At 70.2% G+C, this 14,079-nt stretch carries 10 protein-coding genes; 5 read left to right on the top strand and 5 right to left on the bottom strand.

The genetic code is table 11. The features are described 5' to 3' along the window. Positions 1-253: 253 nt before the first annotated feature. From IU476_RS14290 to IU476_RS14270, 5 genes are all read right to left on the bottom strand, one after another. On the bottom strand, positions 254-1,426 hold the full coding sequence (locus tag IU476_RS14290) for a glycosyltransferase family 4 protein (RefSeq protein ID WP_438944019.1): 1,173 nt from the start codon (positions 1,424-1,426) through the stop codon (positions 254-256). 754 nt (positions 1,427-2,180) lie between these two features. Continuing rightward, on the bottom strand, positions 2,181-3,143 hold the full coding sequence (locus IU476_RS14285; protein ID WP_195100319.1) for a DNA polymerase domain-containing protein: 963 nt from the start codon (positions 3,141-3,143) through the stop codon (positions 2,181-2,183). After that, positions 3,140-4,618 carry a sodium:solute symporter family protein gene (locus tag IU476_RS14280; RefSeq protein WP_195100318.1) on the bottom strand — a complete coding sequence of 493 codons (1,479 nt, stop codon included), beginning with the start codon at positions 4,616-4,618 and terminating at the stop codon, positions 3,140-3,142. The genes IU476_RS14285 and IU476_RS14280 overlap by 4 nt, the downstream gene beginning before the upstream one ends. Continuing rightward, positions 4,615-4,902, bottom strand: a complete 288-nt coding sequence (locus tag IU476_RS14275) for a DUF3311 domain-containing protein (RefSeq protein ID WP_324194058.1) — start codon at positions 4,900-4,902, stop codon at positions 4,615-4,617. The genes IU476_RS14280 and IU476_RS14275 overlap by 4 nt, the downstream gene beginning before the upstream one ends. A gap of 112 nt (positions 4,903-5,014) precedes the next feature. Next, complete coding sequence (locus IU476_RS14270) at positions 5,015-6,460, bottom strand: neutral zinc metallopeptidase (protein WP_438944011.1); 1,446 nt, start codon at positions 6,458-6,460, stop codon at positions 5,015-5,017. Positions 6,461-6,571: 111 nt separating this feature from the next. Between IU476_RS14270 and IU476_RS14265 the strand changes: the two genes are divergently transcribed. The 5 genes from IU476_RS14265 (at position 6,572) to glmM (ending at position 13,992) form a co-directional block, all read left to right on the top strand. Next, positions 6,572-9,199, top strand: coding sequence for an FHA domain-containing protein (locus IU476_RS14265; protein WP_195100314.1), 2,628 nt, complete (start codon positions 6,572-6,574; stop codon positions 9,197-9,199). Positions 9,200-9,305: 106 nt separating this feature from the next. Next, complete coding sequence (locus tag IU476_RS36795; protein WP_267466447.1) at positions 9,306-11,261, top strand: hypothetical protein; 1,956 nt, start codon at positions 9,306-9,308, stop codon at positions 11,259-11,261. A 179-nt stretch (positions 11,262-11,440) separates the two neighbouring features. Next, on the top strand, positions 11,441-11,884 hold the full coding sequence (rplM, locus tag IU476_RS14255; RefSeq protein WP_187685274.1) for a 50S ribosomal protein L13: 444 nt from the start codon (positions 11,441-11,443) through the stop codon (positions 11,882-11,884). Continuing rightward, positions 11,881-12,384, top strand: coding sequence for a 30S ribosomal protein S9 (gene rpsI, locus IU476_RS14250; protein WP_195100313.1), 504 nt, complete (start codon positions 11,881-11,883; stop codon positions 12,382-12,384). The genes rplM and rpsI overlap by 4 nt, the downstream gene beginning before the upstream one ends. Positions 12,385-12,624: 240 nt before the next feature. Next, positions 12,625-13,992: a phosphoglucosamine mutase gene (glmM, locus tag IU476_RS14245; RefSeq protein WP_195100311.1), complete on the top strand. Its 1,368-nt coding sequence runs from the start codon at positions 12,625-12,627 to the stop codon at positions 13,990-13,992. The last annotated feature ends 87 nt before the right edge of the window (positions 13,993-14,079 follow it).

Genomic DNA, 14,079 nt, shown 5'->3' with positions numbered 1-14,079 from the left:
CGGATATTCCGGCCGCGCCTCCCGGCGATATCAGTCGACTGATAGTTGAAGAAAAAATAATTTCGCCACAATGTGTCCGGGGCAATTCTTGTGAGCGGGCACAGCTGTCTGTGTCACTGCGTCGTGAATCGCGTGTGGCAGACGTTCCACGACAGCCCTCCGACCGTTTTGCCGGAATTTACCCGACCGCGCGCCCGGGTCGGTTTCCCGACCCGGACGCGCACGGTACTCGCGGCCGAGACCGTCGCGGCGGTCAGCCGTTGCTGGCCACCGAGAGGGTGCGCCCGCCGCGCCGGCGCCCGGCGGCGATAGCGGCGGGGATGCGCGGCAGGTCCGCGGATTCGAGGGCGGCGTAGTAGACCGCCTCGTAGCCCGCGCCGAGGTGCTCACTGGAGAAGCGCTCCAGCACGCGCTGGCGGCACGCGGCCGGGTCGAGATCGGCCGACGCCGCGATGGCCGCGGGCAGCTCGGCCGGATCGTCGCAGACGATGCCGGTGACGCCGTGCTCGACGACCTCGTCGACGGCGCCGCCGCGCAGCGCCACCACCGGTGTGCCGCAGGCCATCGCCTCGATCATGACGATGCCGAACGGCTCTTCCCACCGAATCGGGAACAGCAGGCAGCGCGCCTGGGAAAGCAGCAGCTTCTTGGCAACCGAGTCGGCCTCACCGAAAACGAGATCCCGATCGGTCAATAGCGGCCGCACCGAACGTTCGAAATACGCCTTTTCCGGCGGCTCGTTCATCTTCGCCGCCAGCACGAGCGGAATTCCTGCGGCATGTGCCGCCTCGAGCGCCAGATCAGGGCCCTTGTACGGGGCGTAGCGGCCCAGGAACAGGCCGAAGTCCTGCTTCTCCGGCTGGAACGGGAATTCGCTCGGACGAATCGAGTTGTACACCCGGCCGAGCCAATTCAACTCGGTCGCCAGGCTGCGCTGCCGGTCGCTGATGGCGACCAGGTGAGCGGTGTCCCCGAGCGCCCGATAATATTCGCCCGGATCGCCGTCGACCGGTCCGTGCACGGTGACCACGGTCGGAATTCCGAGCGCTTTGTACATCGGCGCGTTCAATGGTCCCGCGAAAGTGTGGTCGTGCACGATGTCTATCCGGTCCTTCTGCGCGATCTCGGTGACCACGCGCCGCACCTTGAGTGCGTTGAGGACCTCCGGGAAAGGCTCGCCGAGCCGGTCGGAGAGAATGTCGTCCCACACCGGCACGAAATCGGCCTTGGTCCCCGGGCGACCCGCCCCGAGCAGCGTGACCCGATGCCCGCAGTCGACGAGAGCGTCGGCGAGTTGTGCGACCACAGCCTCGACGCCGCCGTAGCCGGCCGGTGGCACCTCGAAGTACGGCGGGGCGACCATCACGATATGCAGTGGTGAGCCGGATCCACGCAGCTGATCGAGTATCGAATCGGTGCCGGACAGGGTACTGCTCATGGTGCTTCCTCCTCGATGGTGTGCGGGGGTGACCGAATCGCGTCGGTGTGGCGTGGTCGTGACGGCGTCGGTCGGAACCTCGACCGGGCGGCTCAGATACGCCGACGCGGCGAGGTACAAATGGCATCCGGGACCGTGGCCGGCGTGCACAGTCAGCACGAATCGTGCCTTCTCCGGCGTCAATCCCACGGGTTCGCAGCCGCAGTCGCGATATTGCGCCAGCCAGAGATCGGTATCGGCGCCCGGCGACGGCTGCACTGGTTCGTTCACTGTCGGCGCTGCAGGCTTCGTGCTTCCCCAGCATTCACCGCACTGCCCTCCAGTCGTTGTGAACAGGTGCACTGAGACAACCCAGAACTACCGGCCGTCGGGAAACGGCCGGAGCTCACGATCCAGGATTCATACGGGAAAAAGAAGTAGAAGTCTCACATCAAATGAACGGCGCTAAGTGAGAAATTTGTCCGCGAATTGTCCGACATTGCGAGCGTTGTCGGCGTCGCCGGCGATCGGCGCAGGTGTGATGCGTTGCGTATCCGCGTCGAGCCGGGCTCGACGGTGAGCAATATCGAACATGCCGCGCTCCTAGTGGTTGCGCTCCGCCAGTTCTGGCGGGCGATGCTCGCGCATGGTATGGCAATTACCCAGTAAATTGTCAGACAAACCGTAACGCAAGTTTTTAATCGCCGCGGTTACATACTGGTCGCCGGACCGATTGTGTCGCACGGAGATTGGTGAACGCCGTTCACGAATCGGTGCCGGCGCGGCGGGCGCGGGCGCGGCGCTTGCCTTCGTGCATGGCCTGCACGCGGGCGATCGGGATGGTGTGCCCTTCCGCGACGAGATCGGCCGGAAGTTCCTGTGGTGCGGGCATCTCGGCGCGCCACGGGTCGGCCTCGCCCAGGGCGTCGGGCGCCGTGCGGAGGGTGAACTCGCGCGGGTCGACGCGGTCGAGGTCGGACCACGCGAGCGGGAACGACACGGTCGCGCCCGGCCGCACGCGCGGACTGTAGGCGGCGACGACGGTCGCGCCGCCGGCGCGGGTCGAATCCAGGAACACCTTGCCGCCGCGATCGTCGCGGATGAACGCCGTGGTGGCGAGTGCGGGATCGAGCCGCTCGGCCCGGGCGGCGACGGCGCGGGTGGCCGCGGCCGCATCCTCGATGCCGGTGCCCGGCACGACCGGGACGAACACGTGCAGCCCCTTCGCGCCGCTAGTCTTCACCGCGCCCGCGAGACCGTCGGCGCGCAGCGCGTCGCGGACGAGTTCGGCGGCGCGCACGGCCTGGCGGAAGTGGTCGCCGGGCGGGGGATCCAGGTCGAGGACGAGGTGGGTCGGCCCGGTGCTGTGGTCGGCGAGCAGCAGGGTGGGGTGGTATTCGATCGCGCGCTGGTTGCCGAACCAGAGCAGCGTGCGGACGTCGTCGCAGAGTGCGTAGGTAACCTCGCGGCGCGAACTCTCCGCCCAGATCGTCACCCGCGGCACCCAGTCCGGGGTGTACTTGGGCAGATTCTTCTGCATGAACGGTTCCTGGCCGGGCCGGATGCGCACCACCGACAGCGGCCGCGCCCGCAACCCGCGCACCAGGCGCTCCCCGGCGAACTCCAGATAGTCCAGGAGATCGCGCTTGGTGGCGTCGGCGCCGTCGAACAGCGGCTTGTCGAGATTGGTCAGCGACACGCCCAGGCGTGTCTCGGCGCTGCTCATCGCCCCACCATGCCGTGCTCCGATCGCCCGGTCAATATCCGCGGGAACACCGTCGAGACGGTCGCGGCGACAACCAGATTGGCGGCCAGCGCGACGAGTCCGCCGTTGATCCCGTACAGCGGGTCGCGGCCGAGGGCGTGCAGGACCAGCACCGTCGCGGTGCCGGTCAGCAACCCGGCGACGACACCGGGCGCGGTGAGCCGCCGCCAGTACAACCCGACCAGGACGGCGGGCAGCAACTGCGCGATGCCCTCATAGGACAGCACCGACAGGTTGACCAGCGCCTCCGGATAGACCAGCGCACCCGCGAGCGCCAGCAGCCCGACGACGAGACAGATCAGCTGCGACCGCCCGCGCTGCCCGCGATCGGACACCCCGGCCGCGCGCCCTGTCCCGTGCAGGCCGCCGCCGAGAATGGTGCGGCCCCACAGCGTTCCGATGGAGATCAGGAACACGCTCATCGGCACGATCGCCGACAGCGCCCCGGCGATCCCGATCACCGCCACCACCGCGGGCGGCAGGGCATCGGTGACCAGCGTGAACAGGGCCAGATCCGGATTCGACAGCGCCGGCGCCACGAACAGCGCGGCCGCGCCGATCAGCATCGGAACGACCAGCAGCAGTTGGTACCACGGCAGCAGCATGGAGTTGCGGCGCAACGGCGTCGGACCGGTCGCCGACAGATACCCGGCAACCGTGGTCGGGAAGATGCAGATGGTCGCCACGTTGAGCAGGATCGTCGAGACGAACCAGCCCGCGCCGAAGGTGCCGCCCCCGGCCCCGGGAAAGGTCAGCCACTGCGGCTTCTCGGCGACCAGCCGATCGAGCAGCTCGCCGGGACCGTCGAAGAAGTGCCACGGCACGTAGATCGCCAGGAACAGCACCGACAGCACGGCCAGCCCGTCCTTGAGCACGCTCACCCACGCCGAACCGCGCAGCCCGGAAGCCAGGATGAACGCCTCGGCCACCACGAACGACACCACGGCGGCGACCTTCAGATCCACCGCGCCGTAGGACATGGCGTGCACCACCACGCCCATGCCCTGAATCTGCAACTGCACGTAGGGAATCAGGAACACCGTGCAGACGACCGCGACGACCACCCCGAGCCGCCGCGACCCGAACCGGTGCTCGGCGATGTCGGCGATGGAGAACAGCCGGTGCCGGGCGCAGTAGGTCCACAGCAGCGGCGCGACGAAGTAGGCGACCACCAGGCCGGTGCTCAGATAGGCGATCAGGTAGAAGATCGGCACGCCGTACCTGTACGACCAGCCCGCGGCGCCGAGGAACGAGAAGCTGGTGTACGACTCGCCCGCCATCAGCAGCAGCACGAACAGCGTGCCGAGCCCGCGGCCCGACACCGACCACTCGGCCATCGAACGCTCGCGGCCGCGGCCCGACAGCACCCCGATGGCGACCGTGGCGACCATCGCGACGCCGAACAGCGTGACGGCCACCGCCGCGTCCGCCGTCACGCGGTCTCCTCGCGGTCCTCGTCGGCGGGCACGAACTCCGCGGCCCCGGCGCGATAGGCGGGATCGAAGCGCGCGACCACGGCGACGATCGGTCCGGTCAGGACGGTCACCGCCAGCAGGTAGCAGATCAGGAAGGGAATACCGAGGATTCGAGGTTCGATCCGGTTCGCGACGAACGGCGCGAGGCAGTAGAGCAGCCCCGGCAGCACCAGCAACCACAGCACCGGCCCGCGCCGGCGCAGCGGAAACGACCGTTCGGGCACTTCGGACGTCGGTTCAGCCACGGCCTCGCCTTCCACGGTGTCGGAAGATCATCCGTTACACCTTCGCCCATCCGCGCACCGCCGTCGACCGACACCCCGGCGGGTCTTCGTTCCGCAGCACGGCCGTGCCCGGTCAGGAATAGCGGGACTGGCAGGTCTGCTGATTGCCGAGCACGCCGGCGCGGAACGCGTCGACCCGGGAGAAGCCGCTGGGCACGGTGTTGCCCTCCACGTCGCTGGCGGCGAGGCCGTCGCTGAGCAGGCCCGAGACGGCCTTGTCGAGATCGCCGGGGGACAGGGTGATGTCGCCGTCGGCCGGATTGCGGTTCTGGTCACCGAGTTTCGCCGTGATCACCCCGGCCAGGCACGCCGCCCGCAGCCCCGTCTTGGCTCCGGTCAGCGCCTGGTGCGCGTTGTTCTGCACCGCCAGCGCGTACCGCGACACGAACACCACGAAGGCGTTGTAGTCGCCGCCCACGCGGGTCGGAAAGCCGTCCTGCTCCGTGGTATTCGCCAGGCCGCGTTCGGCGAGCGCGGGCACGTCGGTGCCGATGGTGTTGGTGGCCGGGCAGTAGGTGACCGGGACGGTGTCCGCGCCGTTGCGGCAGTGCAGCCGGGCCCCGTGATAGTCGTAGGCCGGCTCGTGCGGGACCGGCATGATCGACGCCATCGCCTTGCTCAGCTCGACCAGATTCGCCTTGTTGATCGACAGTTCGCCGTGGTTGTCGCCGCTGGTGAACGACTGCGGCAGATTCTTGCGGCGCTGGTTGACGTCCTTCATATCGATGGCCTTGCAGCCCTTGGGACCGTCGGTGAAGCCGATCTGCACGGCCGTCACCCGCTCGAAAGCCGAGCCGTGCACCGCTTCCGGGTCCTCCGGGTTGGCATCGCGGATCGCGACGGTCGCGGCCAGGACGTTGTTCAGGCCCTCGGAGGTGTTGATGGTGAAGTGCGGGGCGTTGCCCTCGGCCACGTGCCGCATGAACGCCCCCGCGAAGCAGTCGGCCTGCTGCTCCTTGACGATCACCGGATCCTTCGCGCCCACGATGCGCGACATGGTCTGGATGGCGTGGCCGTACTCGTGGGCCAGCACCATGACCACCGCCATCTTCCCGAAGCTCTCCTGCATCATCGGCAGCAGCACCCCGCGATCCCAGCCGATCGAATTGTCCAGCCGGCAATACGCCGCGTTCACCAGGTGGTAGGTGCTCTCCTTGCAGAACTGGGTCTCGTGCGCCTTCGGGTCCTTCGCGCTCCACGAATAGAACTTGCCGACCGGCGCGAACTCACCCTCGAACTCGTGGTGATACTCGCCCTGCCAATAGCTTTGGATGTCGTCGATGGCGTTGAGCGCCAGCTTGTCGATCTCGCCGCGGTCGCCGCCGACGGCCGACATCGGGGTGTCGGCGACGCCCTGGCGCGGGCCGCTGGGACCGTCGGTGGTGGGAAGTCCGGCGACCTTGAACGGGTCGTCGTAGATCGATACGGCCCGGCCGCCGGTGGTCATCGTGCAGGCGGTGAGCAGGGCGGCTGCCAGCGCCAATACGGCCAGCGCCGCGGTCACCTGCCGTTTCGGCACATCCACTCCCTCCCCGGGCCGGTCACGTAGCGGTGGCGGTCGCCGATACAGAGTAATAGAGGGCAGCTTCGGCCCCCACCGATGTCCGAGTCATCGAATAGGATCCGGCTCATGTCATCACCGGGGGCGCAGACGATCACCGTGCGCCATGAGGGAACCGATCGGGTCTTCGACTCCACTCAGCACGTCACCATGGGCCGCGCGCCGGAGGTCCTGCTGTTCGTCGACAGCCCGCTGGTTTCCCGTGTGCACGCGACACTGACTTGGCAGGGTAGTAACTGGATACTGAGCGACAACGGAAGTACCAACGGCGTTTTCGTGGACGCGCAGCGGCTGGCCGGTCCGGTGCCGATCGAGCGTCCGACGCTGGTGCGGCTGGGGGACGCGATCACGGGGCCGCTGTTGCATCTGGTGCCCGATGCCGCGCGGCAGGCGCCGCCGCCGCAGCGCCCCGCGCCGCCGCGTGGGCAGACGCCGCCCGAGGGCCAGCGGCAGCGGCCGTCCGGGCAGACGCCGCCGGAGGGTTATCGGCAGCCGCCGTCCGGGCAGCGCCCGCAGGCGCCGCAGCGGCCGCCGAACGCGCCGCAGCGTCCGCAGTCCTCGTCGCAGCATCCGCAGGCGCCGCAGCGCCCGCAACCGCCGCACGGCCGCGACCGCACGCCGCCGCGGCCCGATTCGCCGCCGCGCCAGCCGGTTCCGGCGGCGATGAACGTCAACATGACCACCAAGGCCGACACCTCGGCGCTGCCGCCGATCCGGGCGCGCGCTTCCACCGCGCCGGTCGCGCGCGCCGACCGGATCCCGGCCGGCGGGCTGACCATCGGCCGCACCAGCGACAACCAGATCGTCGTCAACGATCCGCTGGCCTCGCGCCGGCACGCCCGTCTGGTCAAGGGCAGCGAGGGCCTGGTCCTCGAGGATGTCGGCTCGGCCAACGGCACCTTCGTCAACGGCCGTCGCGAACAGCGGGTGGCGTTGCGCGAGCGCGACATCGTCACCATCGGCAACGTCGACTTCGTGGTGCAGGAGGGGACCCTCAAGCACCGCAAGAAGCCGGTCACCGAGCAGGGCCTGCACGTGCACGGCGTCGGGTTCACCGTCGAGGGCAACAAGCAGCTGCTGATCGATGTGAACATGCAGGCCGGGCGCGGCACCCTGACCGCGCTCATCGGCCCCTCCGGCGCGGGCAAGTCCACGCTGTCGAAACTCATCGCGGGATCGACGCATCCGTCCGCGGGCGTGGTCACCTTCGAGGGCCGCAACCTGCACGCCGAGTACGAGGCCATGCGCAGCCGAATCGGCATGGTCCCGCAGGACGACGTGCTGCACCGCCAGCTCACCGTCCGGCAGGCGCTCGGCTTCGCCGCCGAACTGCGCCTGCCGCCCGACTCCAGCAAGGCCGACCGCCAGCAGGTGATCGACGGTGTGCTGAAGGAACTTTCGCTCACCGAGCATGCCGACACCCGCGTCGACAAGCTGTCCGGCGGTCAGCGCAAGCGCGCCTCGGTGGCCCTCGAGCTGCTGACCGGCCCGGCGCTGCTGCTGCTCGACGAGCCCACCTCGGGCCTGGACCCGGCGCTGGATCGCCAGGTGATGACGATGCTGCGCGAGCTGGCCGACGCCGGCCGCACGGTCATCGTCGTCACGCACTCGGTGGCCTGCCTCGACATGTGCGATCAGGTGCTGCTGCTGGCGCCCGGCGGCAAGACCGCGTTCTGCGGCCACCCCGCCACCGTCGGCGATTTCCTGGGCACCAGCGACTGGGCCGACATCTTCGCCCGGGTCGCGGCCGACCCGGACCGGGCCTTCGCGCACTACCGGTCGCGGCAGGCCGCCGCGACCCCGCCGCCCCCTCCGGTGGCACCGCGCGGCGTCTCCGGTCAGCCACCGAAATCCAGTGGGTGGAAACAGTTCTCGACCCTGTCGAGACGGCAGGTGCGGCTGATCCTGGCCGACCGCGGCTATCTGGCGTTCCTGGTGGTGCTGCCGTTCGTGCTCGGCGTGCTGTCGCTGGTGGTGCCCGGCGAGAACGGCTTCGCGCCCGGCGTGCCGGTGCCGCTGCCCGACGGCACGTTCGTCCTCGACGGCGGCGGCGAAACCCAGCAGCTGCTCGTGGTGCTCATCCTCGGCGCCTGCTTCATGGGTTCGACGCTGACCGTGCGCGACCTGGTCGGCGAGCGCCCCATCTTCTTCCGCGAGCGCGCGGTGGGGCTGCTGCCCTCGGCGTACCTGCTGGCGAAGGTGGCCATTTTCGGCATCGCCGCGCTGTTGCAGTCGGCGGTGCTGGTGGCCATCGTGCTGGCCGGCAAGAACGCGCCCGGCAAGGGCGCGCTGATCCCGTCGGGCAGTGTGGAGCTGTATTTCGATCTGGCGTTCACGGCCGTGGCCTGCGTCGTGATCGGCCTGCTGCTGTCCACCGTCGCGAAGTCCAACGAGCAGGTGATGCCGCTGCTGGTGGTGATGATCATGTGCCAGCTGGTGATGGCCGGCGGCATGATCCCGGTGACCGACCGCATCGTGCTGGAACAACTGTCGTATGTGTTCCCGTCGCGCTGGGGTTTCGCCTCCGGCGCCGCGACGGTCGACCTGCGCTATCTGTTCGCCAATGCCCAGCCCGACGCGATCTGGCAGCACAAGGCCGGCTTTTGGCTGCTGGACATCGGCATGCTGCTGGTGATCACGGCCGTGCTGACGGTGCTGACGTGGTGGCGGCTGCGGCTGAAGAAGACCTCCGCATGAGCGACGGCGTGGCGGTCCCCGCCTCGATCCGAGGAAATGGCAGGTCAGGGCGACTATTGCGCCCTGCCCCGCGCGTGTCGGAAGCACAGCAGGCACACTTATGCATGTGACGGCTCGAGTAGGGGCAGTGCATCTCGGCTGGGATGTGGTGTCCGTGGCCGCAGGCGGCGGTGGCACACCGATTCGCCCGGTCCAGGTGGAAGGCACATACACGCCGCCCGCGTACCTGCTGGCGGACGCGTCGGGCCGCCTGCACACCGCGGGCGCCGAGCGGCAGCGTCCCGACCTGGGTATCGCCATCTCCGATGTGCGCGACGTGCTCGGCCATCGGCAGATCCGCATCGCCGGGGCGACCTGGCCGGTGGAGCTGGTGTTCCGCGCGCGCCTGTACAACCCGCTCGCCGCGATCGGCAAACACGTGCGCGGCAAGCCCGAGGTGGTGGCGCTGCCGTTCCCCGACGACTGGCCCGACGCGAAGGTCGACGAGTACTGCCGCGTCGTCGAGATGCTCGATGTGGCAACCGAACCGCTACCCGAGTCGGTGGCGCTGTCCGGCTACGTGCGGGCGCTCGGCCTGGTCCGGGCGGGCGCGGCCGGCCGCGGCGGGACCGGCGCCACCGGCGTGTACTCCGACGGCCGGGTGTGCCTGGTGGTCGCGGTGCACGGCGACGACGAGCAGCCGACGGAATCGGTCGGCGTGCCCATCGCGCCCGACGCCATGCGCGACGCCCTCTCCGCCGACAACGTGGTGATCGAGGTGATGGCCGCGGCCCGGTCCATCGGCGCCGACACCTCCACCGTCCTGCTCACCGGCAACGTCTGCTTCAACGACGCCCTGCGCCTGGCCTTCCAGAACCATCTGGGCCACCGCCTACGCGTGGCCGACCACCCGATGCACGCCCTGGCGCTGGGCGCGGCGCACCTGCTCGTCACCGACAGCGAATACGCCGAAGAGGAACCACCGCCCGGCCCGCACCCGGCCGCCCCCGCAACCCCCGGGCGTCCCCCGCATCCCGGCCCGGGGGGATCGCCTTCCGCCGCACCGGCTTCCGGCCCGGGGCCCGCCGGACATGCTCCCGGCCCCGCGGCCACGGGCCACCAGCCTCGGCCGGGTTCCGCGCCCGGCGGCGCGCGCGGTTCATCGCAGGAGGTGGGACAGCCCGGCACCGGTCACCCGGGGTCGGGGGGATCCGGGGTGGACCCGGGGAATTTCGGGCCGGGCTCGGCACTACAGGCGACGCCCGGCATGCCCAGCGGGGGACTCGAGGGGGAGCCGACTCGGCAGTTCGGCAGCGCCGGAGCGCCGCGGGCACAGTCGGCGCTCACCTCGGCCACTCCTACCATGGCGGCCCCGGCCGAGGAGGGCGGGCGGCACAGTCTGCGCACCCCGGCCGCCGGGCAGCACGCCCCCGACCCGGTGCGCCACGCGGGCGGCCGTCCCGTCGAGCAGGGCCCGCGGCACGTCGCGCAGTCACGCGGCCTCGGGGAGCCGATGACGCAACAGCCGGATGCGGCTGGGCGGCAAGCGGATTCGCGGCCTCGCGAGGGACGGCACGCGGCCCGCGGAGCGGACCCGGAGCAGACCACCCGGATGACTCACGACCGAGCCGCGCTCGCCGAGGCGGGCAGCCGCTTCACCCGGCCGCCGGACAACCTGCCCGACGACCAGCTCACCACCGTCCTGGGCCGCCGCCCGGCGGACGATCGCGCGGAGTCCGACCGGGCTCCCGGTGCACCCGCGGCCCCGGACGCCGACCACAATGCCGAGGACCCGGACGGCAAGCTCTGGCACAAGGTGAAGGACAACCTGTTCGGCCCCACCATCGTCGGGACCGTGGCGCTGGCCGCCCTCCTGCTGCACCCGGACGGCGCGACCGACCACACCGCGCGCCCGGCCCTCGACTCCGCCTCGGCCTGTGCGCTGACCCTCCGCACCCGTCCGCTCGCCCCCGGCACCCCGCGTGACCAGGACGCCTGCCCCCACCTGGGCATCAACAACCTCCGCTACACGGTCCCGGCCCCGCGCGGCACGATCGACCCGGGCCCGCCGATGCACATCTGATCCGCGGTCCGCCGACCGATTTCGGCGGCGTCCGGGCCTGCTGGTATCGTTGCCCGTTGGCGTGCGGTACGTCGCGGTTTTCCCGTGTCGTCCCCCGAGCCCCGGGTCTCCACTGGCCGCCGGGATCACTCGACCGTTCGCCTGGCCGGCAGAACACCGACGACAGACAGGGAAGCACTGTGCCTACGTACAGCCCGAAGGCGGGTGACGTGACCCGGCAGTGGTACGTCATCGACGCCACTGACGTAGTGCTCGGCCGCCTTGCCGTGCAGGCAGCGAATCTGCTGCGGGGCAAGACCAAGCCGACCTACGCGCCGAACGTCGATGGTGGCGACTTCGTCATCATCATCAACGCCGACAAGATCGCGATCGCCGGCAACAAGGCCGATCGCAAGTTCATCCACACCCACTCGGGGTTCCCGGGCGGCCTGAAGACCCGGTCTGTCCGTCAGCTGATGGAGACCCGTCCCGAGCGTGTCGTGGAGCGTGCCATCAAGGGCATGATCCCGAAGAACAAGCTGGGCAACCAGATCGCCCGCAAGCTGAAGGTCTACGCCGGCCCGTCGCACCCGCACGCGGCCCAGCAGCCCGTTCCGTTCGAGATCAAGCAGGTGGCCCAGTGACCGCTCCTGAGGAATTCAACGAAGAGTACGTCGAAGAGGCCCCGGCCGAGGCCGTCGAGGACGGCGCCGGTTACGAGGAGGCCTTCGAGGCCACCGTCGCCCCGGCCCTGATCGACCGCCCGGTGCAGACCGTCGGCCGCCGCAAGGAGGCCGTCGTCCGCGTCCGCCTGGTGCCCGGCTCCGGCAACTTCGTGCTGAACGGCCGCACCATCGAGGACTACTTCCCGAACAAGGTGCACCAGCAGCTGGTGAAGTCCCCGCTGGTGACCGTCGAGCGCACCGAGGCCTTCGACGTGCACGCCCGCCTGGTCGGCGGCGGCCCGTCGGGTCAGGCCGGCGCGCTGCGGCTGGCGATCGCCCGTGCCCTGATCGAGGTCACCCCGGACGACCGCCCGGCCCTGAAGCGGGCGGGCTTCCTGACCCGTGACCCGCGCGCCACCGAGCGCAAGAAGTACGGCCTGAAGAAGGCCCGCAAGGCTCCGCAGTACTCGAAGCGCTGATCTTGCGGCGTGCTGCCGTCCCCGTTCGGCACCCGCGCGGTGCCGGATCGGGGTACGGTCGGCATGTCATTCGTCCGAGAGCAGGCGCCCCTTCCGGGCGCCTGCTCTCGTGCTGTATCCACCCGCGGCACTTCGCAATCGGCCACGCAGACGGGCAGCCTGCGTGACTATGGAAGTCCCTGCGGACGCGCAACCACCGACCGCGGCCGGGCACCGCGATCAGACATTAGGGGCGAGGGAATGGGACGTTTGTTCGGCACCGACGGAGTCCGCGGGCTTGCCAACGATTCGCTGAGTCCGGAACTGGCGCTACATGTTTCGGCCGCGGCGGCGCAGGTCCTGGGGCGCGGCAAGCGGCGCGCGGTGGCGGTGGTGGGCCGCGATCCGCGGGCCAGCGGCGAGATGCTGGAGGCCGCGGTGACCGCGGGCCTCACCGCCGCGGGCGTGGACGTGCTGTCGGTCGGGGTGCTGCCGACTCCGGCGGTCGCCTATCTGACCGCCGCCTACGACGCGTGCCTCGGCGTGATGATCTCCGCCTCGCACAATCCGATGCCCGACAACGGGATCAAGATCTTCGCCGCGGGCGGCCGCAAGCTCGACGACGCCGTGGAGGACCGCATCGAGGAAGTGGTGCGGGAGCAGGCCTTCGTGCGGCCGACCGGCGCGGGCCTCGGCCGGGTGCTGAGCCAGTCCGGGGTCGACGGCCACGTGGACGACCACTACAGCCTGCACGGCACCCACGAGCGCTACGTCGAGCACCTGGTCGAGGCGACCGGACGCGACCTGAGCGGTCTGACGGTCGTGGTGGACTGCGCGCACGGCGCGGCCTCCGACGTCGGACCCGCGGCCTACCGCGAGGCGGGCGCGCGCGTCATCGCGATCAACGCCGAACCGAACGGCCTCAACATCAACGACCGCTGCGGCTCCACCCACCTCGACCAGGTGCAGCGCGCGGTCCGCGAGCACGGCGCCGACCTGGGCCTGGCGCACGACGGCGACGCCGACCGCTGCCTGGCCGTGGACGCCGCGGGCGCGGTGGTCGACGGCGACGCGATCATGGCCATCCTCGCGGTCGCCATGCGCGACGCCGGCGAACTCGCCCACGACACCCTGGTCGCGACGGTGATGAGCAATCTGGGCCTGCATCTCGCGCTGCGCGAGCAGGGCATCACGGTGCGTACCACGGCCGTCGGCGATCGGTACGTGCTGGAGGAGCTGCGCCGCGGCGGCTACTCGCTCGGCGGCGAGCAGTCCGGGCACGTGGTGTTCCCGAAGTTCGGCACGACCGGCGACGGCGTGCTGACCGGTCTGAAGTTGATGGCCCGCATGGCCGAGACCGGCCGCGGCCTCGACGACCTCGCGAGCCTGGTGCGGACCGTGCCGCAGGTCCTGATCAACGTGCCGGTGTCGGACCGCGCCGCGGTAGCCGCGGCCCCCGAGATCCGCGACGCGGTCACCGAGGCCGAGCGCGTCCTCGGCGAGTCCGGCCGAGTCCTGCTGCGGCCCAGCGGAACCGAGCAGCTCGTGCGCGTGATGGTCGAGGCCACCGATCCCGATCGGGCCCGGGAACTCGCCGACGATCTTGCCAAGCGGGTTGCCGCCATCTGAGGGAAGTCGCCGAAAGGGTGCGTGAGCTGCGGTGAGGCGTTAATCTCGAGTGGACGTCCCGTAGTGTCGGCGGGATCGGAGCGCACG

This window comes from Nocardia blacklockiae (assembly GCF_015477355.1).
Classification (GTDB): Bacteria; Actinomycetota; Actinomycetes; order Mycobacteriales; family Mycobacteriaceae; genus Nocardia; species Nocardia blacklockiae.
This window is presented reverse-complemented; position numbering and strand designations above follow the sequence as displayed.

Excerpts from the sequence above, each read along its gene's own strand:
- IU476_RS14265 (WP_195100314.1), top strand. The coding sequence starts at position 6,572 with ATGTCATCACCGGGGGCGCAGACGATCACCGTGCGCCATGAGGGAACC.
- IU476_RS14285 (WP_195100319.1), bottom strand. The coding sequence starts at position 3,143 with ATGAGCAGCGCCGAGACACGCCTGGGCGTGTCGCTGACCAATCTCGAC.
- glmM (WP_195100311.1), top strand. The coding sequence starts at position 12,625 with ATGGGACGTTTGTTCGGCACCGACGGAGTCCGCGGGCTTGCCAACGAT.